The sequence below is a fragment of the Tritonibacter scottomollicae genome, assembly GCF_003003215.1.
In the GTDB taxonomy this organism is placed as follows: Bacteria; Pseudomonadota; Alphaproteobacteria; order Rhodobacterales; family Rhodobacteraceae; genus Epibacterium; species Epibacterium scottomollicae.
In genome coordinates this window covers 38,373-62,031 of record NZ_PVUF01000006.1, presented here as the reverse complement: position 1 = coordinate 62,031, position 23,659 = coordinate 38,373, and the positions used below count along the sequence as shown (strand labels likewise).

Genomic DNA, 23,659 nt, shown 5'->3' with positions numbered 1-23,659 from the left:
TGTGCCATTCGTTTCGCGGAGGAATGCTGCAGGGTCGCTTGGCCATTGCCGTCGTTCTTGTTGCTATGTCTGTCCGGGCTGCGACAGCGGCGGATCTTGCGCCGGTCATCGCAGAAGCCGCGCGAGCGGATATCGTCCTGTTGGGTGAGGTGCACGACAACCCCACGCACCACGACAGGCAGGCGCTGCTGATTGCAGTCCTTGCCCCGAGCGCGGTGGTTTGGGAGATGCTGACCGCCGATCAGGCCGACCTACTCACCAAAGAGGCGTTGCAGACACCAGCTGAGCTGGGCGACCTGCTGCAATGGAGCACCTTAGGCTGGCCAGACTTTTCCATGTATCAGCCTATCTTCGAGGCCGCTACGACGGCAGGGCATTGGGGGGCGGCGGTGCCACGTGCCCAGGCGCGGGCCGCGATGACGGAAGGTGTTGCGGCGTACTTTGGCGAGGACGCCACAGTCTTTGGCTTGTCCACACCATTGTCCGATGACGTACAGGGCGCGCGAGAGGCGGAGCAGCAGGCCGCGCATTGTGGGGCCCTACCGGACAATCTGCTACCTGCGATGGTCGACATCCAGCGACTGCGCGATGCCACTTTGGCGCGCGCCGCGCTGCACGCATTTAAAGCCGTTGGCGGGCCAGTGGTCGTTGTGACCGGCAACGGCCATGTCCGGCGTGATCGCGGAGTGCCGGTTTACCTGCAGCAGGCGGCGCCGGATTTGGAGATTTTCGCACTTGGTCAGTCGGAAGCCGGGCAGGTGGACGGCGTTTTTGACATGGTTCTGGATGGGCCAGTCGTGGCGCGACCAGACCCCTGTTCTGCGTTCAAGTAGGCGCTGCGACAGGACTGGTCGCAAAAGCGTTTCCCTCAGCTGCGCAGGCGCAGTAGTGTGTCGGGCGAACGCAGCAACCGAGGGCGCATCATGTTGTCAGGTAAACATATTCTGCTGATCATCGGCGGTGGCATTGCCGCATACAAGTCGCTGGAGCTCATTCGGCGGTTGCAGGATCAGGGCGCGCGGGTGACCCCGGTTTTGACCCGTGCGGGCGAAGAATTCGTGACGCCCTTGTCGGTGTCTGCCTTGGCGGGGACCGCGGTGCATCGTGATCTGTTTGACCTGACCTCCGAAGCGGAAATGGGCCATATTCAGCTATCGCGCAGTGCGGATCTGCTGGTTGTGGCTCCGGCGACGGCGGATCTGATGGCAAAGATGGCGCAGGGGCACGCCAATGATCTGGCGTCCACCTTGCTGTTGGCGACGGACACCCCGGTGCTGCTGGCGCCTGCGATGAATGTGCGTATGTGGGAGCATCCTGCAACCCGGCGCAACATCGCGCAGTTGCGCGCCGATGGCATCCAGATGGTCGGGCCCAACGAGGGCGGTATGGCCTGCGGTGAGTTCGGTCCCGGACGACTGGCAGAGCCAGAGGAAATCGTTGCGGCGATCGCGGAACGTCTTGCGTCTGGCCCGCTGCGGGGGAAACGGATCATCGTCACCTCTGGCCCGACCCATGAGCCCATAGATCCGGTGCGGTATATCGCCAATCGGTCCTCTGGCGCGCAGGGTGCGGCGGTGGCCCGTGCTCTGAGCGCATTGGGAGCCGAGGTGGTCTTCATCACGGGCCCTGCAACGGTGCCCCCGCCGGATGGGGTAGAGGTGGTGCCGGTGCAAACCGCGCGCGAGATGCAAGCCGCCGTAGACGCTGCCTTGCCGGCCGATGCGGGGGTCTTTGCTGCGGCTGTTGCCGATTGGCGCGTGGCCTCCGCGTCTGATCGCAAGCTGAAGAAAACCAAAGATGGCCTTCCAACACTTGAGTTTGCCGAGAACCCGGACATTTTGCGAGAGGTGGCGCGCAGAACGAAGGATCGCCCCGCGCTCGTCGTTGGGTTTGCGGCTGAAACCAATGATGTAGTTGAATATGCGACTGCAAAACGGAGCCGGAAAGGCTGCGATTGGATTGTGGCGAATGACGTATCGCCGGAGACCGGAATCATGGGGGGGCGTGAGAATGCGGTGGTTCTCATATCCGAGAATGGGGCCGAACACTGGCCACGTATGCCCAAGGAACAGGTGGCTGAGCGTTTGGCCGAGGCAATCTCTCAATCCCTTTCCACCTCTGAACCGGGGCGTTGAACCGGAGATTTCCAAGAATAATCAAGTCTCTGACGTTCACATTCCCGTTATGAGAGGCAGAGCGTTAAATATTCAGTTTTTGCTTTTTACGGAAAGTCATTGGCTGGTTAACCACCTGAGATGTATAACAACTACAAGCTGAGCAGTTTTTTCGGTCAGCCGTTGATGTGTTGTTTCCATGCTGCTCGAAGTTGTGCGGCACAGCCTGTGTATGGAGATCAGTTTGGTAAAGAGTGACAAGTTGGAAATTTCGGCGATCATAGCGCTTGAACTGGATCGGAAAGCTGTCTGCCCCAGCAGGGTGCAAAGATGACAAGCGATGAACTGGATATACTGGTTCTGGAGGGCGATAACCTTCTGGGCCAGCTGATGTGCGATATGATCCGCATGTATCGTATTGGTGCGCCGCAGCTTTCATCCAGCGAGGTGGATGCATGCCAGATGATGAAAAATCACCCCTTTGATCTTTGTATTTTTGATATCAACCTGCGCGGCCAGCTCTGTGACCAGGCCGTGGCGGAGGCGAATGCTAGGGCAATCCCGGTGCTTCTGCTGGCGGATGGCGACGAGGCGGACCAATTGTCGACCCGTCCGGCGCGCGGATTGGTGGTACGCAAGCCCGCCAGCGAAGAAGACATTCGAGGCGCCGCCGCACAGCTCTTGCAGTCGGAACCAGTGCGTTGACGCTGCTGGCAGCTGCGAATACCCGTATTCTTGGCCGGGGGTAGGGTCCGCGTTGGTCTAAGCGGAAACGCATAGAAAATATTGCGCAGGCGTGGTCTTCAATCTGCGTGTGCCTTCCTTGCTTGGCGGCGGGGAAGGGCGCAACGCCGCGCTTTGGACGCATGCTGGCGCTGTACCTATTTGATGTGCCCGCCGTCCTGCGGCCCAAGTGGTCTAGGTCGTCTGGCCTGTTGTCGGTTACGAGTACCTATGCTGCGGCTGCCAGAGCATCCCGGTCATGGAGCGACGCAGCGCGTGCGCTGGCGCCCTGAAAATCGCGCCCGCGTCTGTTCAGAATTGCCGTGACGAAACAACCATCGCGATATGCGCGCCCGGCAGATCTGGCCTCGACATCTGATCGTGTGGGATATGCACAAAGCACCACGATATCCGCAGCATTATGCGGCGGATTGGTAAAGCTGCCCCCATCATAGGGTTTCCGTATCTCTCTTTGACTGCATTCAAACATGTCGCGCTCGGGCGCTGTTGAGTGCTCCAGTCGAATGGGCGGGGGAGATGGACGCCAAGACCTCTCCGGCAAGTCTTGCAGATGGCGCGCGCGCTCGCTGATGTTGGTCGCCGTCACCATTGCGTGAGGCCTCAGGGCCTGGGCTGTGGCGGCTCTACATCTGCGGTGGCAATTCATGCCGCTTCCGGGGCATAACCGGGGCGCCCCCCTGCGCATAAAATTCATCGGCAGGACAGACGACAAGAAGGATGGTCTCATGACGCAAGCGCCCTTTGCGGTAGAAGTGAAAATTCTCGACCCGCGCATTCGCGACTGGGGCATGCCCAGCTATCAGACCTCCGGATCGGCGGCGATCGATCTCTTTGCCTGCATTGATGCGCCGATGGAGATCGTGGCGCAGGACGCCGCAGTGCTGATCCCGTCGGGGCTCGCTTTCTACATGGGCGATACCGCCTGCGCGGCGCTTGTGATGCCGCGCTCTGGTCTGGGGCACAAGAAGGGGTTGGTGATGGGCAACACTGTCGGTCTGATCGATGCCGACTACACCGGGCAGGTCTTCATCAGCGCCTGGAATCGCAACCCGGTGGGGGCGGAGCCGATCCGGATCGAACCGGGCGAGCGTATCGCTCAGTTGATGTTCGTTCCGGTTCTCAGGGCGGCATTGTCTGTGGTCGAGGCATTTTCCGACGCAACCGAACGTGGCGCGGGTGGGTTTGGCTCCACAGGGACGGGAGGCGCGGCATGATCCTCGTCTTCGGGCTCGCCGGGCTGATCTGGTGGGGCGGTCGCCTGATGGGGTTTGACCGGAATCTGCGCATCCTGCTGCTGGGGCTCTTGTTTGTTGCAGTTCTGACGATCCAGCTGACCTTGCCGGACGGTGCGCCCTTGCGACAGGCCACGGGCGGGACGCCCGGCCTGTGGCTGATCCTCGCGGGTTTCGCCGCGCTGGTGGCACTTTATTCCGCGGCCCTGAAGCGGTTGCGAACGCGAGCGGACGCAGCGGACACGGTTGCGGCGACAGCGGAAACAAGCGATGGGCCATTTGGCGAGGTGGAGTTGGACCGCTACGCCCGCCACATCGTTCTGCGCGAGGTGGGTGGCCTTGGCCAGAAACGTCTGAAGGCCGCCAAGGTACTGGTGATCGGGGCGGGGGGGCTTGGTGCCCCGGCGCTGCAGTATCTGGCAGCCGCAGGTGTTGGCACCATTGGCGTGATCGATGATGACACGGTCGAGAATGCGAACCTGCAACGGCAGGTGATCCACCGCGATCAGGATATCGGTTTGCCCAAGGTGTTCTCTGCCCAAGCCGCAATGGAGGCACAGAACCCGTTCGTCACGATACGCCCCTATCATCGTCGACTGACCGAGGAACTCGCTCCTGATCTCTTTGGGGAATATGATCTGATCCTTGACGGAACCGATAACTTTGCCACCCGCTATCTGGTCAACCGCACCGCTGTGACACAGCAAAAGCCTTTGATCTCGGGGGCCTTGACCCAGTGGGAAGGGCAAATTTCGGTCTTTGATCCGGCCCATGGCGGGCCGTGCTATCAATGCATATTTCCCGAGGCACCTGCCGAGGGGCTCGCACCGAGCTGTGCCGAAGCAGGCGTGATCGGTCCGTTGCCCGGGGTGGTGGGGGCAATGATGGCCGTGGAGGCCGTGAAACAGATCACCTGCGCCGGAGAGCTCTTGCGCTCACAGATGTTGATCTACGATGGTCTCTATGGTGAAACTCGCCGGATTGCGCTCAAATCGCGCGCGAACTGTCCCGTTTGCGGACAGACCGACAATAAACCGGCCCCGACAGGAGAAAACTGATCATGACTCGCACCTTTGCCCTGGCCGCAGCGCTGACCGCTGGCTTTGCCGCCAGTGCCCTTGCCGCCGATCTGCCGGATCTTGAGGGGCGCGAAATCTTTGTCGCCTCCGAGAACACCTACCCGCCGCTGCAATTTATCGAGCCCGGTACGGGTCAGGCTGTGGGCTGGGAATACGATGCGATCACCGAGATCGCGGAACGGCTCAACCTGGTTGTGGAGTTTGAGAACACCAGTTGGGATGCGATGATCCCGGCGATCACCGCAGGTCAGTACGATATAGCCATGAATGGCATTACCATTCGGGACGACCGTAAGGAGAAGGTGGATTTCTCCGAAAGCTACCTGACCTCGCAGATGCGCATGATCGTGGCAAGCGAGGAGGATCGGTTCACGGATGCCGCCAGCTTTGCCGCCGATGACGACCTGCTCGCGGCGGCGCAGCCGGGCACCACGCCCTTCTACGTGACTGTCTACGATGTGCTTGACGGGGACGAAGCCAACCCGCGCATCAAGCTGTTCGAGACCTTTGGTGCGTCACTGCAGGCGTTGCGGGCGGGCGACGTGGATCTGGCGCTTTCCGACAGCACCGCGGCCAATGGGGTGGTTGCTGCATCTGATGGGGCTCTGAAGATCGTCGGAGATCCCTTGGGGACCGAGGACTTCGGCTTCATTTTCCCAAAGGGCAGCGATCTGGTGGAGCCGGTGAATGCCGCCCTGGCCGAGATGAAGGCCGATGGCACGCTGGATGCGCTCAACAAGAAGTGGTTCCTCGACTACAAGATGGGCCAATAGGCCAAGACACCTCCTACTTCCAATACCACCCCGGCCGCGCCTTCGGCCGGGGTTTGTCGTGACAGGACAAGATAATGAGCGAACGCCGCACGCGTGAAGACAAGGAAGATTTCCCCTGGTGGCTGGTCGCCGTGGGGCTGACAGCACTCTACCTCGGCGTCGAAGTTGCGCGCAGCGAGGTCTATGCGCAGATCCTCAATACGCTCTGGCGCGGGGTTGGTGTGACGGTCTTTGTCACCCTTGTCAGCTTTTTCTCCGCTTCCGCGCTGGGGATGGCGCTTGCACTGGGGGCTGATTCCAGGTGGCTGCTGGTGCGTCAGACCTGCCGGTTCTATGTCGAGGTGGTGCGCGGTATTCCGATCATCGTGCTGCTGCTCTACGTGGCCTTTGTGGTGGCGCCTGCCTTGGTGGATCTGCGGAACTGGCTGGGCGGTTTTCTGGGGCTGGAGGAGATCCGCACCAGGAGCTTTCCTCTGCTATGGCGCGCCATTCTGGCACTGATGATTGCCTATTCCGCTTTCATCGCGGAAGTTTTTCGCGCTGGCCTGCTGTCTGTTCCAGAGGGGCAGAAAGAGGCGGCCCAAGCGCTTGGGCTCTCCGGCTGGCAACGGTTTCGCTTCATCGTGTTTCCGCAGGCGATACGCACCATCCTGCCGCCGCTGGGTAACGACTTCGTGGCGCTGGTCAAGGATTCCTCGCTGGTCTCGGTTCTGGGCGTGCTGGATATCACCCAGCTGGGCAAGGTGACGGCCGCCAGCAATTTTCGCTATTTTGAGACCTATAACATGGTTGCGCTGGTTTATCTGGCGATGACGATATCATTGTCGCTTGGGCTACGGGCACTTGAGCGGCATCTGCGCAACAAACAGGACAAAGGCTGATCTTGCGCCAACAGAGCGATCTGGCGCCCGCCGCGCGCCCGTCAGGGCGCGCGGCCCGGCCCAACGACGGTCCTTGCATCTCCTGATGCTGGGCGCCGGGGGCGGGAGCGCTCCCGCCCCCGCAGGTGCTCTTGCCCATGGGCAAGCCCCCCTTGGCAGGGTTGGGCCGGGCGCCGGGCCTGACGGCCCGGCACGGGGACAGATTGCAGCTCCGGAGCGAAGCCGTTAGCGTCAGCGCAAAGGAGATCTCACATGACAAATCCGCTGCTCGCAGACTGGCAGACCCCCTTCGGCATCGCGCCGTTCGACCAGATATCCGATGACGATTTCGCCCCGGCGCTGGAGCAGGCGCTTGCCGCCCATGGTGCGCAGATCGACGCCATCGCACAGAACCCGGACACCCCGACATTTGCCAATGTGGTCGAGGCCCTGGAGACACCTTGCCAGCCACTGGAACAGGTCCTGTCGGTGTTCTTCTCCGTGGCTGGCGCCGACAGCAACCCGAAACGCGAGGCGTTGCAGCGGGAGTTTTCGCCAAAACTGGCGGCGCATTTCTCCGCCATCACCGCCAACAAGGCGCTTTATGCGCGGGTGAAGGCGGTCTGGGATCAGCGCGAAGACCTGGATTTGACACAGGAGCAGGCCCGGGTCCTGATGCTGACCCATCGTGGCTTCCTGCGCGGCGGCGCGGCGCTGGAGGGCGCCGAAGATACCCGCATGCAGGAGATCAAATCCCGGTTGGCGACCCTCGGCACCAATTTCACCCAGAACCTGCTGGCGGATGAGCGCGACTGGCACATGGAACTCTCGGACGCGGATCTGCAGGGACTGCCGGACTTCGTCGTCAAGAATGCGCGCGCCGCAGGAAAAGAGAAGGGCGCGGATGGTCCCGTGGTGACACTGGCGCGCTCCATCGTCACACCGTTCCTGCAGTTCTCACCCCGCCGCGACCTGCGCGAAAAGGCGTTTCGCGCATGGGCCGCACGCGGGGCAAATGGTGGTGAGCATGACAACCGCGCCATTGCCGCTGAGATCCTGTCGCTGCGCGAGGAACGCGCCAAGCTTCTGGGCTATGAAAACTTCGCGGCCTACAAGCTGGAAACCGAGATGGCCAAGACGCCGGAGGCGGTGCGAGGCCTGTTGATGGACGTCTGGGGCCCTGCCAAGGCGCAGGCCGACAAGGATGCCGAGGTGCTGACGGGAATGATGCATGAGGATGGCATCAATGGTGATCTGGCGCCCTGGGACTGGCACTACTACGCCGAAAAACGCCGCAAGATCGAACATGACCTCGATGAGGCGGAGCTGAAACCCTATCTGCAGCTCGACCGGATGATCGAGGCGGCCTTTGCCTGCGCCAACCGCCTGTTCGGGCTGAACTTCGCGCCGCTCGATGTGCCTCTCTATCACGAGGATTGTCGCGCCTGGGAGGTGACCCGGGACGGCAAGCATCTGGCGGTTTTCATCGGGGATTACTTCGCGCGCGGCTCCAAACGCTCCGGCGCCTGGTGCTCGGCGATGCGGGCGCAGGCGAAGTTCCCGGAAGCGCAGACGCCGATCGTGGTCAATGTCTGCAACTTCGCCAAGGGCGATCCGGCGCTGTTGTCCTACGATGATGCGCGCACGCTGTTTCACGAGTTTGGCCACGCGCTGCACCAGATCCTGTCAAATGTGACCTATGAAAGCGTGTCGGGCACCTCGGTGGCGCGGGACTTTGTGGAACTGCCGAGCCAGCTTTATGAGCACTGGCTGGAGGTGCCGGAGGTGCTGCAGGACTTTGCCACCCATGCCGAGACCGGTGCAGCGATGCCCAAGGCGATGCTGGACAAGGTGCTGGGCGCGGCGACCTTCAATATGGGGTTCCAGACTGTGGAATATGTCGCCTCGGCGCTGGTGGATCTGGAGTTTCACGACGGAGCAGCCCCGGCGGATCCGATGGCCAAACAGGCGGAGGTTCTGGAGCGGATCGGCATGCCCGGTGCTATCGTCATGCGCCATGCCACGCCGCAGTTTGCGCATGTGTTCTCTGGTGACGGCTATTCCTCGGGCTATTACAGCTACATGTGGTCGGAGGTGATGGACGCCGATGCCTTTGCCGCCTTTGAGGAGGCAGGTGGCGCGTTCGATCCCGAACGCGCCGAGGCGCTGGAGGCGCATATCCTGTCTAAGGGCGGCTCACAGGATGCGGCCGCGCTTTATGCCGCTTTCCGGGGCCGGTTGCCGGGCGTTGAGGCGCTGCTTAAGGGCCGCGGGCTGGCGGCAGAATAGGCGCCCCTGTCGGGGCGCGGCCTCCGGCGGGAGGTATTTATGAAAAGATGAAGAGAAGGGGCGCCGTCGTGCGCCCCTTTTTTATGGCTTAATAGCCGCGGTCGCGGTCGACCACATAGAGAAAGGCCTCGCCTGCTTCGCCCCGGCGCATGTTCTCGGCAATCACGCGGGAGGCGGTGAGGGGGCGGGTTTCCGCCGCGATATGCGGCGTCACGGTGACCCGGGGATGGGCCCAGTAGGGATGATCTTCGGGCAGCGGCTCCACCCGGAACACATCCAGCGTGGCATGGTCCACCGGGCCAGTGTCCAGCGCGGTCAGCAGGGCGGCATCGTCGATCAACGGGCCACGCCCCGGGTTGATGATCCGCGCCCCTTGCGGCAGCCAGCCAAGGCTGTTGCTGTCGAGAATGTTCGCGGTCTGCGGTGTGTCCGGCAGGAGCAGTACCACGATCTGCGCCGAAGCCAGCGCGTCCCGAAGCCCGTCGGTGCCGTGATGGCAGCTGAGGCTAGGCAGATCCTTGGCCGTGCGCGACCAACCGGATACCGGGAAGCCCAGCCGGGTCAGGGCGGTGGCGCAGGCCTGACCCAATTCACCCAGACCGAGGATGGTGACCGGGCGTTCTTCTGCCAGCGGCGGCACATAGGGCAGCCAGCGGTCCTGCAGCGCCACGGAACGGTCGATCTCTAGGTGATAGCGCAACACATGGCCGGTGACCCATTCGACCATGGATTGGGTCAGGCCCGGGTCCACCATGCGACACAGCGGCTGGGTCAGGGTCGCGTTGCCGGTGATCTTTTCCACCCCGGCCCAGAGGTTCAGCACCGCCTTGCAGCGCGTGTAAGGGCGGAAATCCTGCAGGTCGGAATTGGGCGCATAGATGATGTAGTCGACCTCTTTCGGCGCGAAATCCTGCCGCAGATCGACCTCCAGCCCAGCACCCTCGAAAGCGGCCTTGAGGGGGGAGACATAGGTGTCCCAGCGGTCCGGTCCGGCGGCGAACAGGGCGTTGATCATGTGGCAAAGACTCCGTCCATATCGGCAAAGCCCTTGACCTCGATCGGGTTGCCGGCCGGGTCGTAGAAGAACATGGTGCTCTGTTCGCCGGGCTCTCCCTTGAACCGTGTAGTGGGCGGGATCTCGAATTCGACACCTGCCTCATGCAGGCGCTCGGCCAGACGTTCCCACTGGTCCTGCGGCAGGATCACGCCAAGGTGCGGCATCGGCACGAGATGCTCTCCCACCCGGCCTGTCTTGGCGGTGGCGAAGGGCGTGCCCTTGTGCAGCGAGATCTGGTGCCCGAAGAAATTGAAGTCTGCCCAGCTGTCGGTGCTGCGCCCGGCCCGGCATCCCAGCGTTTCGGAGTAGAAGGTGCTGGCGGCGTCCAGGTCGTCGACGTGATAGGCGAGGTGAAAGATGCTCATGTGCGGGCTCCTGAGACAGAAATTAGGGTCACGTCTGCATAGCGTTTCAAGGGCGCAACGTGCTAGCTTGTTTTTGAATGTTCAGACGTAAGGAAAGCTGTGGATACGCGATTTGTCGCCAGCCTTTTGGCTATCGTGGAGGAAGGTTCCTTTGCAGCGGCGGCCCGGCGCGTCGGCGTGACCGCCTCGGCACTGTCTCAGCGGATCACGACGCTGGAGACCGATCTGGGGGTGGCGTTGTTGCGGCGGGAAGGGCGCATGGTGCGCCCCACCCACGCGTGCCGAAACCTGCTGCCCCGCTTGCGCGAAATGCTGAGAATAGAGCAGGACTTGCGGGCCGATGTGCGCGGGCAGGGGCTGGTCGGCAGCTGTCGGATCGGCGCGATTTCGACAGCTCTGGGCGACTGCGCCGCACCCTTGCTGCGGCATCTGCGAGAGCAGGCGCCTGATGTCGAGTTGCGCCTGATCCCCGGCACATCTCCGGGGTTGTTGGCGGCACTTGAGGCAGAGGACATCGATATGGCGGTGGTGGTGGAGCCGCCGGTCAACCTGCCCAAAGCCCTGCAGTTCGACCTGCTGACCGAAGAACCCATCGGCTTGCTACGCCCGCGCCATAGCGAGGTCGCGCGGTTGCCCTACCTCGTCTATTCCCGTGAGGCCTGGGGCGGAAGCCTGTGCTGGTCGGCACTGACGGATCGGGTGGAGGATCCGCAGGTCTTGGTCGAGATGGATGCGCTTGAGACAATCGCGCAGATGGTGGAGGGGGGCGTCGGGCAGGCGGTTCTGCCCGGCTGGCGGGGATTGTCCCGACATGCGCCCGGCGCCAATTTTACCCCCTGGTCAGGCGCGCGTCGCCGCATCGGATTGCTGCACCGGCAACGGGACGCGGACAGCCCACTGGTGGCGCTTGTGCGGGCGGCATTGCGTTAGCGTGGGCGGTGGACGTTGGCGCTCTGCACGATCCCGAAGGCAGCCAACAGCACCAGCATCGCGGAGCCACCATAGGACACCAGCGGCAGCGGTACGCCGACCACCGGGGCCAGCCCCATCACCATCGACATGTTGACGGCAAAGAACAAAAAGAAGTTGAGCGCAATCCCCAGCGTCACCAGCGACGAGAACCGGTCCTTGGTCGAGACCGCGGTGGCCACACAGAAGATGATGATCATCACATAGATGGTCAGGAGCATCACCCCGCCGACAAAGCCGAATTCTTCTGCCAGCGTGGTGAAAATGAAGTCGGTCTGCTTTTCCGGTAGAAAGTTCAGGCGTGACTGGGTGCCCTGCATGAAGCCACGTCCCGACCAACCGCCCGACCCGAGGGCGATCTTGGATTGCGTTATGTGATAGCCTGCGCCCAGCGGATCCTGAGAGGGATCGAGAAAGGTGTCGATGCGCCTGTATTGGTAGTCCTTGAGCAACTGCCAGTCGGTGCCGCGGCTCTGGAATACGGCCACCACGAGCCCGACCGCCGCCGCGATCACGGCGGTGAAATAGGCCCAGTGAACCCCGGCGAGGAACATCACGCCGCCCCCGGCAGCCAGCAGCAGGATCGATGTCCCGAGGTCAGGTTGCTTCAACACCAGAAAGGTAGGCGCAAGCACGATCAAAACCGGCAGCAAGACGAAGAGTGGCCGAGAGGTCCGGTGCGGCGGCAGCCAGTCGTAATAGGCCGCAAGCACCATCACCAGCGTGATCTTCATCAGCTCTGACGGTTGCAGACGCACTGGCCCGAGGTCCACCCAACGCTGCGCGCCCATGCCGACGGAGCCGAAAAACTCCACCGCAACCAAAAGCACCAGCGCAATCAGGTAGGCCAGAACCGAGATATTGCGCCAGAACCAGATCGGAACCATCGCCACCACCAGCATGACCCCGAGGCCGATCAGGAACCGTTTCGCCTGAGGTTCGGCCCAAGGCGTGAATGATCCACCCGCCACGGAATACAGCATCAGGAAACCGACGCTTGCGGCCGCAGTCAGCAGAAGAACAAGGGGCCAGTTCAGAAACAGGATCTTGCGAAACCCGGTGGGCGTCGATTTGGCGTGATACTCAAGATAGCTCATGCCTGATCGCTCTCTTTCCCGTCCGAGCGTTTAATCCGCTCGCGTTCGAGCCGCTCCTGCTGTGCCTTGATCTTGCGGCGGTCACCGGTCGGATAGGCCTCCAGCGGTGGCGTGCCGCCATAGAGCGCTTGCAGCAATACATCCCGCGCCACGGGGGCGGCTGTGGAGGATCCGCCGCCACCATGTTCGACAACGACCGCAACCGCGTACTTTGGTTTGTCATAGGGGGCAAAACACACATACAGAGCGTGGTCGCGGCGTTCCCATGGCAGGTCCCGGTTATGGATCACCCCTGTCGCGCGCTCTGCTGCGGTGATGTTGCGCACCTGACTGGTGCCGGACTTGCCCGCCATGCGCATGCCATCGGCAATGATGCGGGACCGATACCCGGTGCCGCGGCGATCATTGCTGACCGCGTACATGGCTTTGCGCACGTGATCCAGATACGAGGGGGTGAGGCCGATCATTTCGCCTGCGCCAGAAGGTTGTTCAACACCATTGATGGATTTCACCAGACGAGGTGTGACACTGCGGCCGTTGGCAATCCGTGCTGTCATGACCGCAAGCTGCATGGGCGACGCAAGCATATAGCCCTGACCGATCGAGGCATTCACCGTGTCGCCAACCAGCCAATCCTGCCCATAGGTGCGGGACTTCCATTCCCGGTTCGGAGCAAGTCCGGCGGCCACTGCGGACATCGGAATATCGTGGCGAATACCAAGGCCGAGTTTGTTGGCCATCTCCGAAATCCGGTCGATCCCGACCTTGATCGCCAGATCGTAATAGTAGACGTCACAGGAACTCTTCAGTGAATCCAGAAGGTTGACGTGCCCATGACCCGCGCGCTTCCAGCAGTGGAACCGCCGGCCGGAGACTTCCAGATGCCCGGGGCACCATGTGGTTTCTTCCGGTGTAATGACGCCGCTTTCCAGTCCCGCCAGCGCCGTCACCATCTTGAATGTGGAGCCCGGCGGGTAGGTGCCTTGCACGGTCTTGTTGGCCAGCGGGCGATAGGGGTCTTCGGTGAGGGCGCTATAGTCGGCCACAGAGATGCCGCGCACAAAGAGGTTGGGGTCAAAGCTCGGGCTGGAGCAGATGGCCTGCAGGTCGCCATTCTCCACGTCGATCACAACGGCGGCGGCGCTTTCATTGCCAAGCCGAGCTTGCACATAGCTTTGCAGGTCCGCATCGAGCGTCAGCTGCACATCCGCGCCAGCCTGCCCCTCGCGTCGATCCAGTTCGCGCATGATCCGACCGGCGGCATTGACCTCGACCCGTTTGGTCCCGGCCTTGCCGCGCAGGGTTTCCTCACGTTTGGATTCAAAACCGACCTTTCCGAATTGGAACCGGGGGGTCAGCAAGACTGGATCGGGGCTTTCCATCTTCGACAGGTCGTAGTCGGAGACGGGACCGACATAGCCAACCACATGCGCAAAATCGGCGCCCTGCGGATAGACACGGGACAGTCCGACCTCGGGCGTGATGCCCGGCAGGGCTGGGGCGTTGACCGCGACTTTTGAAATGTCATCCCAGGAAAGCTGATCGGCCAGCGTGATGGGGAGAAACGGACGCGACCGCCGCATCTCTGCGCGCGCACGTTCCAGGTCCTCTGTATCGAGCGGCAGCAAGCGGGTGAGGTTTTCAATCACGCCTTCCACATCACCGGCGTCTTCGGGCACCAACACGATGCGGTAAGACGGGGAGTTTTGCGCGATGATAATACCGTTGCGGTCATAGATCTCGCCGCGACTGGGGGCGAGCAGGCGGATGTTGATGCGGTTTTCCTCGGCCAGCAGACGGAACTGATCTGCCTGATCCACCTGCAGAAAACGCATCCGCATGGCCAGCGCACCGGTAAAGCCCAGCTGCAACCCGCCCAGCACCAAGGTGCGGCGGGTCAGGGTGCGATGGCTGTGATCCTGGTCCTTCGGGGTGCGTTTCACAGGCGAGCTCCAAGGGTTTCTGCATCGGCAGGAGAAAGACGTCGCACGCCAAACACGCTCTGGCTCAGCAGAACCACGACCGGATAGGCGGCGATGGTCATAATGACCTGCACGAGAATCAGCGCGATATGCGCCTGCTCGACCGCAAGCATGCCAAGGATCACGCGATTGAGCAAAGCAATGGCAATTATGACCACGGAGACCGCGAACCATTCTCCCAGAAACGGCGTCTCCCGGCTGGCGGGCAAGCGTGATCTGATGAACTCGCAGGCGAGCAGAACCAGCAGGGCCCATAATCCCGGAGGACGCTGAAACAACAGATCAGCGAGCAGCATTACGGCGGCGATCAACAGGGGCGGGACAAAATCTGCGCGCCGTGCAGTCCAGGCCAGCGCCACGGCCAGCAGCAGATCTGGCGGTGCCCAGCGGCGCGGTGTGGTGTCCAGCGGCAGCAGGTGAAAGAACATGATGACCAGCGCCAGCCCGACAAAGATAGCGCGCATGAGCCAGATTGCGGCTGGCGTTGTTTTAGCCATTCTCGGCCTCGTCACCGGCAGCCTCGGGGAGAACGCCGTCCAGCAATGTGTCCGGGCGGGGGAGCGGTATCATGTCGTCTGGAACCGGTGCGATCAGCGCGCCCGGATCCGAAATCGGAACGCTGCCCTGATGGCGCAGAACGCGCAGGAACTCCAACCGCTCGTAGTCTGCGGAGAGACGTACGCGCAGGCGCCCAGCCTTGTCTTGTGCCACCTGACCGATCAGCAGTCCCGGCGGAAAGACATGACCATCGCCCGAGGTCACAACACGGTCTCCGGGGCGGACCATCTCCGGGTTTTCAACAAAATTCAGTAAGGGCGCGGCGGTATTGTCGCCACTGACCAACGCGGTCTGGCCCGACGGCTGCAGCGTGGCCGGAACCGCACTTGCAGCATCCGTCAGCAGGATAACCCGCGCAGTCTTCAGGCCGGTGCCGGAGATGCGTCCCACCAGCCCAATGCCGTCCATCGCGGCCCAGCCGTCGCGAATGCCATCCCGCGCCCCGACGTTCAGCAGAACCGATTGCCGGAAAGGCGAGCCGGAGTCTGCCACGACGACACCGGTGACATAGGTCAGTTGCGGATCCAGCCGGACGTTGTTGAGATCGAGCAATCGCGCGTTTTCCTGTTCCAGCTGCAAGGCAGCTTCTTTCCAGGCCCGCATCTGGCGCAATTCGGAGCGCAGCTCCTGGTTCTGTTCCGACAGGCGCTGATAGCTTTGGAAGTCACGCACCAAGTTTACGATGCCGGTGACGGGAACCATGGCCCATTGCATATTGGGCACCACCGCATCCACCACCTGCGCGCGAAACCGCTCGACTCGTGGACTGTCGATGCGCCAGACGATGAAGACGACCGCGAGAAACAGCACCAAAATCCCGACAAGCAAACGCTTGAGCGGGCCTGCATAGTCTTCGCGCTGTGACCGATCCTTGGCCAAGGCACTCCTTCCAGACGTCAATCAAATTCAGTGGCATGCCCGCGCGGGGCGGGGGGATCAGCTTTCGTAGTCGATCGCGTGGCGCAGCAGTTTTTCGTACTCCAGCGCCTTGCCGGTACCAAGTGCGACGCAGTTCAGGCTTTCATCCGCGATCGAGACCGCAAGGCCTGTTTGCTCGCGCAGTGCCAGATCCAGATCGCCCAGAAGCGCACCGCCCCCCGTCAGCATAACGCCCCGATCGACGATATCAGCTGCCAGATCCGGCGGCGTGGTTTCCAATGCGGTCATCACTGCCTCGCAGATCTGCTGTACCGGTTCGGCCAGCGCCTCAGCCACCTGGGCCTGAGAAATCTCGATTTCCTTGGGAACGCCATTCAGCAGGTCCCGACCGCGGATCTGCATCGATTGACCCCGGCCATCGTCGGGCATGCGAGCCGTGCCGATCGAGGTCTTGATGCGTTCTGATGTCGCCTCGCCGATCAGCAGGTTCTGCTGGCGACGCAGGTAGGAAATGATCGCCTCATCCATGCGGTCGCCACCCACCCGAACGGAGCGGGCGTATACGATGTCACCGAGCGACAGAACGGCCACCTCGGTGGTACCACCGCCGATGTCGACGACCATGTTGCCGGTCGGGTCGGTGATGGGCATGCCAGCGCCGATGGCGGCGGCAATCGGTTCAGCAATCAGCCCTGCACGGCGGGCACCTGCCGCCAGAACAGAAGACCGGATAGCGCGTTTTTCCACCGGGGTCGCGCCATGCGGGACGCAGACGATGACCTTGGGCTTTGAAAACGTGGAGCGCTTGTGCACCTTGCGAATGAAATGCTTGATCATCTCTTCGGCGGTGTCGAAATCCGCGATGACACCTTCGCGCATCGGGCGGATCGCCTCGATGGAGCCGGGGGTCCGGCCCAGCATCAGCTTTGCGTCCTCACCGACGGCGAGCACTTTTTTCACGCCATCCTTGACGTGGTAGGCCACCACTGAAGGTTCCGACAGGATGACGCCACGGCCCTTCACGTAAACCAGCGTATTCGCGGTACCGAGGTCAATGGCCATGTCCGATGTAAACAGACCGCCGAGATTTCCGAAGAGCGCCATGTAAGAGGGATCCTGTGAGTACTGCATTTATCTGACCGCGACTCTCTCGCCGGGTCGCAGCTTTAGATCTTATAAGCAGGCCGAGCCCGCCGTAAAAGGGAGTATTCCGTTCACCTAGCGTCTTTTCGCTTGTGAAATCGACTGTTTTCGCTTTCGAGCACACGGAATCAAGATCAGCGTGCGTTTGCGCACATGCGCCAGAGCCAGCCGCACCGGATCATGGCCTCAGTTCAACAGCGCCTCTTACCCCGAGAAAATCTCATCCATCTGCGCCTTGTAGGCCGCCCATGTCTTGGTTGCGCGGTTGCCAGCATAGCCGTGATAATAGGATTTCCCGCTGGAGGTCGGCAAGCCTGCCCAGATTTTGGCGAGGTTGTTCATGAATGTGGTCTGCGTGATCTCGCCGGCCTTGAAATTCGAGAGACCGGCTTCCTCGATCAGCTGATGGGCAAGCTGATCCTGAAGTTCCTTGTTGAAGCGACGACCGAGAGGGACGCTTTGATGCTTGGCGAGCCGGCGCAGGGTGGCGGGGATGAACTGGTAGCGCCCGATGGCATGAGGCTGGCCGGGGGTTGCGTCGATCCAGGCGTAAATCTCGAGCAGGGTCATGTCTGTGGGAGAGGCGGGCGGTTTGATCCGGGCGCCGTGCTGGACGGCGTCGTAATCCGCTTTGCCTGCCTCGGCGCTGGCGATGACATTCATGATTGCGGCGACGTCGATGCCGACCATCGGCGGGCTTGCAAACAGACTGCCGCTGCTGCGTCCCCGAAAGAGGCTTGCGGCGCCGGGGTCCAGCGAGATGGCCCCGCGGCCTGTTTCATCATCATTCAGCCCCGCAATTGCACCGTTTGCTGGCGCCGAGGTCCGCATGAAGAAGCTGCCGTCCCCGACCAGAGAGAATCCTGCGGAATTGGCACGAACCGGGTCGGTCCAGACCGAAGAGATCAGCATCAGCGCACATAGCGCGCCGGTTTGGGGACTCGTTCTGAGGGGCATTGCAACCTGCTTCTGCGGGTGATGTCTGACCTCAGATTGGCCGATTGTAGTTGAGATTTCGTTTAGAGAGCGCTCTTTCGCCGGGCGCGGTTTGCCGCTATGGGAGGGCATGCTGTCCTACCAACATATCTACCACGCGGGAAACCTCGCCGATGTCCAGAAACACGCGCTGCTCGCGTGGATACTGGAGTACATGACGCGCAAGGACAAACCGCTGAGCTATCTGGAAACTCACGCGGGGCGGGCTCTCTATGACCTGTCGTCTGCCGAGGCCGTCAAGACGGGCGAAGCGGCCAGAGGTATCGATATCGCACGGGACTGGTTCCCAGCCGACCACCCCTATGCGCGGGTTCTGGACAGTGTGCAGGCCGCGCATGGGCCAACCAGCTATCCGGGCTCGCCGCGCATCGCGACGGAGGTGCTGCGCCCCATCGACAATGTGCATCTGGCAGAGCTGCATCCACAGGAAGCACAGGCCCTGCGCGCGTCGATGCGCGGGTCCGGTGCCAAGGTGCATGTGCAGGATGGGTTCGAAATGGCGCAGTCACTGGCCCCGCCAGAGCCTCGACGCGGAGTGCTGCTGATTGATCCCAGCTATGAGATCAAATCCGACTACAGCCGCATTCCCGGCATTATCGGCAAGCTGCATCGCAAGTGGAATGTTGGCGTGATCGTGTTGTGGTATCCGATCCTGACAGATGGCCCGCACAAGCGGATGCTGACTGCGCTGGAAGCTCAGGGCCTGCCGGGAACGCTGCTGCACGAAGTGCGCTTCCCGCCCGCGCGGGAGGGCCACCGGATGATCGGATCGGGTTTGTTTGTGGTGAATGCCCCCTTTGGTTTGCGCGAGGAAACGCAGCGCCTTGATCGCCGCTTTTCTGCGTTGCGTTGAGCCGCGCCCCCGGGCGTCCTGCAAAGCCGTGCCTTTTAGCGCCTTATCCTCGATCCAAATCGCCTGCGCAGTCGGAGTTCTTCCACACCCAGTGAACGAAAAAGGGCAACCGAAGGTGCCCTTTTCTATGCTTGGTTTTAGGTCTGCGCCAATCTCTGGCGGCGTGCTTCAGCCGATGTCCTTGTAGGAGATCTCACGCGCATCCGCGCCTTCGCCCATCTTGTTGCGGCGCACGATCAGGCGGTTGAGCGCGCCGATATAGGCCATGGCAGAGGCAACCACGGTGTCTGTGTTGGCACTGTCGCCGGTGGCGATGATGCCGTCTTCTTCCAGCCGGACGGACACGGTGGCTTGTGCGTCTGTACCTTCGGTGACCGCGTGCACCTGATAAAGCTGCAGATGCGCGTCATTGGGGTGGATCTTGCGGATCGCCTTGAAGGTCGCATCGACCGGGCCGTCGCCTTCTGCAGTTTCAGAGACATCTTTACCGTCAACTTCCATCTCGACAGTGGATTCCGCCGGGCCGCCGGTGCCGCAGACCACTTTCATCGAGACCAGCTTGAGATGGTCATCCTCATCGCCACCCGTACGCATCAGCGCGATGATGTCGTCGTCGAACACTTCTTTCTTGCGGTCGGCAAGTTCCTTGAAGCGAACGAAGATATCCTTGAGCTGGTTGTCACCGACCTCATAACCGAGGTTGCTGAGCTTGTCGCGCAGCGCTGCCCGGCCGGAGTGTTTGCCAAGGGGCAGGGAGGTCCCGGCAAGCCCGACATCCTCGGGCCGCATGATCTCGAAGGTTTCCTTGTTCTTCAGCATGCCATCCTGGTGGATGCCGCTTTCGTGGGCGAAGGCGTTCTTGCCGACGATGGCCTTGTTGAACTGCACGTTGAAGCCGGAAACCGTCGCGACCCGGCGCGAGATATGCATGATCTTGCGGGTGTCGATGCCGGTGGCAAAGGGCATGATGTCATTGCGCACCTTCATGGCCATGACGACCTCTTCCAGCGCGGTATTGCCGGCCCGTTCACCCAGACCGTTGATGGTGCACTCAATCTGGCGCGCGCCGGCCTCGACTGCGGCCAGTGAGTTCGCGGTCGCCATGCCAAGGTCGTTGTGGCAGTGGGTGGCAAAGACGATCTCGTCAGCGCCCGGCACCGTCTCGATCAGGCGACGGATCAGGTCGGCGCTTTCGCGCGGTGCTGTATAGCCGACGGTGTCGGGGATGTTGATGGTGGTGGCACCCGCCTTGATTGCGATCTCGATCACCCGGCAAAGGTAATCCCATTCGGTGCGGGTCGCATCCATTGGCGACCATTGCACGTTGTCCACCAGGTTGCGGGCATGGGTCACGGTTTCATGGATGCGTTCGGCCATCTCGTCCATGGTGAGGTCTGGAATGGCGCGGTGCAGCGGCGAGGTGCCGATAAAGGTATGGATGCGCGGCTGGGCCGCCTTGCGCACAGCCTCGGCGCAGCGGTCGATGTCCTTCAGGTTGGCGCGGGCGAGGCCGCAGATCATCGAGTTCTTCGAGCGCGCGGCGATCTCGCTCACCGCATTGAAGTCGCCTTCGGAGGCAATGGGAAACCCAGCCTCGATGACGTCGACGCCCATGTCGTCCAGAAGCTCAGCAATCTCGAGCTTTTCGTCATGGGTCATGGTTGCGCCGGGGCTCTGCTCGCCATCGCGCAGAGTCGTGTCGAAGATCAGGACGCGATCTTGGTCGGTAATGCTGGTCATGTCAGATGTCTTTCTTGCTCTGGTCCCCGGGGACGTCGTGTCTTGCGTGCGGGGTAAAGGGTCCAATCCGTGGCGCGCGTGCACATCCTCTGAGCGGGCGCGCCGGATGGCACGCTCAGAGGCGGACTAGGAGCAGTAGGCCACGCGAAAGCGCGCTGCGGGAGGCAGCGTCGGCAATCTGGATATCAAAAAACGTGGTCATGGGCTGAGTTATACAGGCCATGCGGCAATTGGGAAGGGGCAAAATTCTCTGCGATGCAGCACAGGCAGCATCAACCCCCGGCGTTGCTTAGGTATTTATTGAAAAGATGAAGGGGATGCTGTGGACTTTGCGAGTTTCCACCACAGTTCTGCGTCTCATGACATGACTTGTACTTGTGCTGGGCGACCAGCTTTCTGATGATTTGTCGGCGCTTCGGGCGGCTGATCCCGCGCGCGACGTGGTGGTGATGGCCGAGGTGTCGGATGAGGGCACCTATGTGTCTCACCATCCCAAGAAGATTGCGCTGGTGCTGGCTGCCATGCGCAAGTTTGCCGCGCATCTGGAGGCCGAGGGCTGGCGCGTCGCCTACGCACGGCTCGATGATAAGGACAACGCAGGCTCGATCGTGGGCGAGTTGCTGCGCCGGGCTGAGGAGTTTGGGGCCGGTGAGGTGCTGGCCACCACGCCCGGGGAATGGCGGCTGATCCGGGCCCTGAAATACGCGCCGCTCAAGGTGCATCTGCACGCGGATGAGCGCTTCTTCGCAACGCGGAAGGATTTTGCCGATTGGGCGGAGGGGCGTAAGCAGCTGCGGATGGAGTATTTCTATCGCCTGATGCGCAAAAAGACAGGTCTCTTGATGGAAGGCACTTCGCCTGTTGGTGGGCAGTGGAATTTCGATCAGGACAACCGTAAGGCCCCGCCAAAGAAGATTGAACACGAAGGGCCGCTCTGGTTTGAACCGGATGATGAGGTCGCGGAGGTGCTCGATCTGGTCGAAGAGCGGTTTGGCACGCATTTTGGTGATTTGCGGCCGTTTGGATTTGCCACCACGCGGGCAGAGGCGCTGACCGCGCTGAAGCACTTCATAGAGCACGCATTGCCGCAGTTCGGGGATTTTCAGGATGCGATGATGACGGATGAGCGGTGGCTCTACCATTCCATCCTGTCGCCCTACCTGAATATCGGTCTGCTATCGCCGAGCGAGGTTTGCGCGGCGGCGGAGGCTGCCTACCATCGCGGAGATGCGCCGATCAACGCGGTGGAGGGGTTCATTCGGCAAATTCTGGGATGGCGGGAATTTGTGCGCGGTATCTATCTCCTTGAAGGGGAGGACTATACCTCCCGAAATGCACTCGGGCATGCGCGTAGCCTGCCACCGCTGTTCTGGGGCGCCTCGACGGATATGCACTGCCTGTCTCAGGTGGTGGCGCAGACCAAGGAGGAGGCCTACGCCCATCACATCCAGCGGCTGATGGTGACGGGCAATTTTGCACTGCTGGCCGGGCTGGATCCGGCGGAGGTGCACGAATGGTATCTCGCGGTCTATGCGGACGCCTTCGAATGGGTGGAGGCGCCCAATACCATCGGCATGAGCCAGTTTGCAGACGGGGGTGTGGTCGGGTCGAAACCCTATGTCTCCAGCGGCGCCTACATCGACAGAATGTCCAATTACTGCGGCAGTTGCGCCTATAAGGTGAAGCAAAAAACGGGCGAGGGGGCCTGTCCGTTCAACCTGCTGTACTGGCATTTTCTGGATCGCCATCGCGACCGGTTCGAAAGCATCCCGCGCATGGGCAACATGTATCGAACCTGGGATCGAATGGATGACGACAAGCGGGCCACGATCATAAAAGACGCGGATGCGTTCCTCGCCAAGCTTGACGCGGGAGACAGCGTCTAGAGATCTTTGCTCGCCCAGAAGTCCCGCCAGCGCGCCTCTGTTGTGGAAGCCAGTTCTGCCTGTGTCAGCGCGTCCGGAGCCAGCTTGGGCAGGTCACGCTGCAGTTTTGCGGCGGGTCTTTCAGAGCGCTCCATCATGTCCAGCGCAATATTGGCCCAGACATTGCGTCCCTCCGCTGTCGGAGCCGCAAAGGCGCACAGATAGGCGAGATAGCCAAATTGTGTGCCCCGTCCAAGGCCGTGACGCAGGGCGTAGTATTTCGCTTTCAGCTGCAACAGGAAGGGTTTCGGCGGCTCTGCTACAGCGGGAAGTTGCTGTGCCAGTGCGGTGTTCACCGCAGCACCTGCCGGAAACATGACGTCGAACCGGCCATGATACACATGACGCATATAGCCCGCGTAATGGGTCACAATGTCATCGGAAAAGCTCAGGTCTTCTGTGTGGGACAATAACGCCGCCCCAAGCAGGAATTGTTCTTTTTCGTGCGCTGCTGCGGTGGCGCTTAGCGATTTTGACAGGGATATTGTCTTCTTTATGCAATCTGCGTGTGCAGGCAGAAGCCCGATTGTCGCAGTGTCAAACACCTCCGCGCCCGTGTGAACCAAAGTTTCTTCCGGAGTGTCGCGGCAGGCGTCGATCAGCGGGCCCCACTCAGGCCGTGAGGAGAGCCACCCCGCACGATCATGGAGCAGTGGGGTCTTCGGTGTGATCCGGTTGAACAGCTCTCCGGGCGCCGCTTTGAAGGCTGTGTCGGTCTCGACCAGACAGACCGGACCGTCAGTTTTTTCCAGCACCATCTGCAACGCGTGCAGCCGCGTGTGTGCGGGATAGCGACCCGCCTCGGTCCACCGCTCCATCTGATCCGTTGAGATGTCCATATGTCCGACCGGCAGTTCGGTGCGGCGGTTTTCAGCGTCACAGACCAGCAGGATCTCAACCCCCTCCAAGCCCTGTTTCAGGGCGGAGAGGATGCTATAGGACAGCTCTTGGTGTTGGCGCGGATCGCGCCCGGTCAAGACGTAGCAGAGGGTGGCCATCGGTGG

The 23,659-nt window shown here is 61.6% G+C and carries 21 protein-coding genes; 11 read left to right on the top strand and 10 right to left on the bottom strand.

The genetic code is table 11. From position 1 onward, the window contains the following. Positions 1-23 precede the first annotated feature (23 nt). From CLV89_RS11400 to CLV89_RS11360, 8 genes are all read left to right on the top strand, one after another. Positions 24-833 carry a ChaN family lipoprotein gene (locus CLV89_RS11400; protein ID WP_243394988.1) on the top strand — a complete coding sequence of 270 codons (810 nt, stop codon included), beginning with the start codon at positions 24-26 and terminating at the stop codon, positions 831-833. A gap of 90 nt (positions 834-923) precedes the next feature. Continuing rightward, positions 924-2,135 carry a bifunctional phosphopantothenoylcysteine decarboxylase/phosphopantothenate--cysteine ligase CoaBC gene (coaBC, locus tag CLV89_RS11395; RefSeq protein WP_106163927.1) on the top strand — a complete coding sequence of 404 codons (1,212 nt, stop codon included), beginning with the start codon at positions 924-926 and terminating at the stop codon, positions 2,133-2,135. 309 nt (positions 2,136-2,444) lie between these two features. After that, entirely contained in the window at positions 2,445-2,819 is a 375-nt protein-coding gene (locus tag CLV89_RS11390) for a response regulator (RefSeq protein ID WP_106163794.1), read from the top strand. Between the two features lie 764 nt (positions 2,820-3,583). Continuing rightward, the gene (dut, locus tag CLV89_RS11380) at positions 3,584-4,072 is read left to right on the top strand and encodes a dUTP diphosphatase (protein ID WP_106163926.1); all 489 of its coding nucleotides are present in this window, start codon (positions 3,584-3,586) and stop codon (positions 4,070-4,072) included. Continuing rightward, positions 4,069-5,148 carry a HesA/MoeB/ThiF family protein gene (locus CLV89_RS11375; RefSeq protein ID WP_106163792.1) on the top strand — a complete coding sequence of 360 codons (1,080 nt, stop codon included), beginning with the start codon at positions 4,069-4,071 and terminating at the stop codon, positions 5,146-5,148. The genes dut and CLV89_RS11375 overlap by 4 nt, the downstream gene beginning before the upstream one ends. A gap of 2 nt (positions 5,149-5,150) precedes the next feature. After that, positions 5,151-5,942: a transporter substrate-binding domain-containing protein gene (locus CLV89_RS11370; RefSeq protein WP_106163791.1), complete on the top strand. Its 792-nt coding sequence runs from the start codon at positions 5,151-5,153 to the stop codon at positions 5,940-5,942. A 74-nt stretch (positions 5,943-6,016) separates the two neighbouring features. Further along, positions 6,017-6,823, top strand: coding sequence for an amino acid ABC transporter permease (locus CLV89_RS11365; RefSeq protein WP_106163790.1), 807 nt, complete (start codon positions 6,017-6,019; stop codon positions 6,821-6,823). Positions 6,824-7,075: 252 nt separating this feature from the next. Further along, positions 7,076-9,091, top strand: coding sequence for a M3 family metallopeptidase (locus tag CLV89_RS11360; protein ID WP_106163789.1), 2,016 nt, complete (start codon positions 7,076-7,078; stop codon positions 9,089-9,091). 88 nt (positions 9,092-9,179) lie between these two features. Here the strand turns inward: CLV89_RS11360 and CLV89_RS11355 are convergent, their stop codons facing one another. Together CLV89_RS11355 and CLV89_RS11350 are read right to left on the bottom strand one after the other, a co-directional pair. Further along, complete coding sequence (locus tag CLV89_RS11355; RefSeq protein ID WP_106163788.1) at positions 9,180-10,106, bottom strand: 2-hydroxyacid dehydrogenase; 927 nt, start codon at positions 10,104-10,106, stop codon at positions 9,180-9,182. Continuing rightward, positions 10,103-10,513: a VOC family protein gene (locus CLV89_RS11350; protein ID WP_106163787.1), complete on the bottom strand. Its 411-nt coding sequence runs from the start codon at positions 10,511-10,513 to the stop codon at positions 10,103-10,105. Before CLV89_RS11350 ends, CLV89_RS11355 begins: the two co-directional genes overlap by 4 nt. A 99-nt stretch (positions 10,514-10,612) precedes the next feature. On the opposite strand from CLV89_RS11350, the gene CLV89_RS11345 reads away from it, so the two are divergent. Beyond that, positions 10,613-11,443: a LysR family transcriptional regulator gene (locus CLV89_RS11345; RefSeq protein ID WP_106163786.1), complete on the top strand. Its 831-nt coding sequence runs from the start codon at positions 10,613-10,615 to the stop codon at positions 11,441-11,443. Here the strand turns inward: CLV89_RS11345 and rodA are convergent. The 6 genes from rodA to CLV89_RS11315 all read right to left on the bottom strand — a co-directional run bounded on the left by rodA (position 11,440) and on the right by CLV89_RS11315 (position 18,098). Further along, positions 11,440-12,579 carry a rod shape-determining protein RodA gene (rodA, locus tag CLV89_RS11340; protein WP_106163785.1) on the bottom strand — a complete coding sequence of 380 codons (1,140 nt, stop codon included), beginning with the start codon at positions 12,577-12,579 and terminating at the stop codon, positions 11,440-11,442. The genes CLV89_RS11345 and rodA overlap by 4 nt on opposite strands. After that, positions 12,576-14,522, bottom strand: coding sequence for a penicillin-binding protein 2 (gene mrdA, locus CLV89_RS11335; RefSeq protein WP_106163784.1), 1,947 nt, complete (start codon positions 14,520-14,522; stop codon positions 12,576-12,578). Before mrdA ends, rodA begins: the two co-directional genes overlap by 4 nt. Continuing rightward, positions 14,519-15,058 (bottom strand): rod shape-determining protein MreD, encoded by a 540-nt coding sequence (locus tag CLV89_RS11330; RefSeq protein WP_106163783.1) that lies wholly within the window; start codon positions 15,056-15,058, stop codon positions 14,519-14,521. Before CLV89_RS11330 ends, mrdA begins: the two co-directional genes overlap by 4 nt. Continuing rightward, positions 15,051-15,998, bottom strand: coding sequence for a rod shape-determining protein MreC (mreC, locus tag CLV89_RS11325; RefSeq protein ID WP_106163782.1), 948 nt, complete (start codon positions 15,996-15,998; stop codon positions 15,051-15,053). Before mreC ends, CLV89_RS11330 begins: the two co-directional genes overlap by 8 nt. Positions 15,999-16,055: 57 nt before the next feature. After that, the gene (locus CLV89_RS11320; RefSeq protein ID WP_106163781.1) at positions 16,056-17,102 is read right to left on the bottom strand and encodes a rod shape-determining protein; all 1,047 of its coding nucleotides are present in this window, start codon (positions 17,100-17,102) and stop codon (positions 16,056-16,058) included. 243 nt (positions 17,103-17,345) lie between these two features. Further along, on the bottom strand, positions 17,346-18,098 hold the full coding sequence (locus CLV89_RS11315) for a lysozyme family protein (protein ID WP_106163780.1): 753 nt from the start codon (positions 18,096-18,098) through the stop codon (positions 17,346-17,348). A gap of 109 nt (positions 18,099-18,207) precedes the next feature. Between CLV89_RS11315 and CLV89_RS11310 the strand changes: the two genes are divergently transcribed. Further along, the gene (locus tag CLV89_RS11310; RefSeq protein WP_106163779.1) at positions 18,208-18,990 is read left to right on the top strand and encodes a 23S rRNA (adenine(2030)-N(6))-methyltransferase RlmJ; all 783 of its coding nucleotides are present in this window, start codon (positions 18,208-18,210) and stop codon (positions 18,988-18,990) included. A 168-nt stretch (positions 18,991-19,158) separates the two neighbouring features. Here the strand turns inward: CLV89_RS11310 and CLV89_RS11305 are convergent, their stop codons facing one another. Beyond that, complete coding sequence (locus tag CLV89_RS11305; protein WP_106163778.1) at positions 19,159-20,730, bottom strand: 2-isopropylmalate synthase; 1,572 nt, start codon at positions 20,728-20,730, stop codon at positions 19,159-19,161. A 377-nt stretch (positions 20,731-21,107) separates the two neighbouring features. Here CLV89_RS11305 and CLV89_RS11300 point away from each other — a divergent pair, with 377 nt between their 5' ends. Further along, the gene (locus CLV89_RS11300; RefSeq protein ID WP_243394987.1) at positions 21,108-22,616 is read left to right on the top strand and encodes a cryptochrome/photolyase family protein; all 1,509 of its coding nucleotides are present in this window, start codon (positions 21,108-21,110) and stop codon (positions 22,614-22,616) included. Here CLV89_RS11300 and CLV89_RS11295 read toward each other — a convergent pair. Continuing rightward, entirely contained in the window at positions 22,613-23,653 is a 1,041-nt protein-coding gene (locus tag CLV89_RS11295; RefSeq protein WP_106163777.1) for a hypothetical protein, read from the bottom strand. The two genes, CLV89_RS11300 and CLV89_RS11295, sit on opposite strands and share 4 nt — an antisense overlap. Positions 23,654-23,659: the final 6 nt, after the last annotated feature.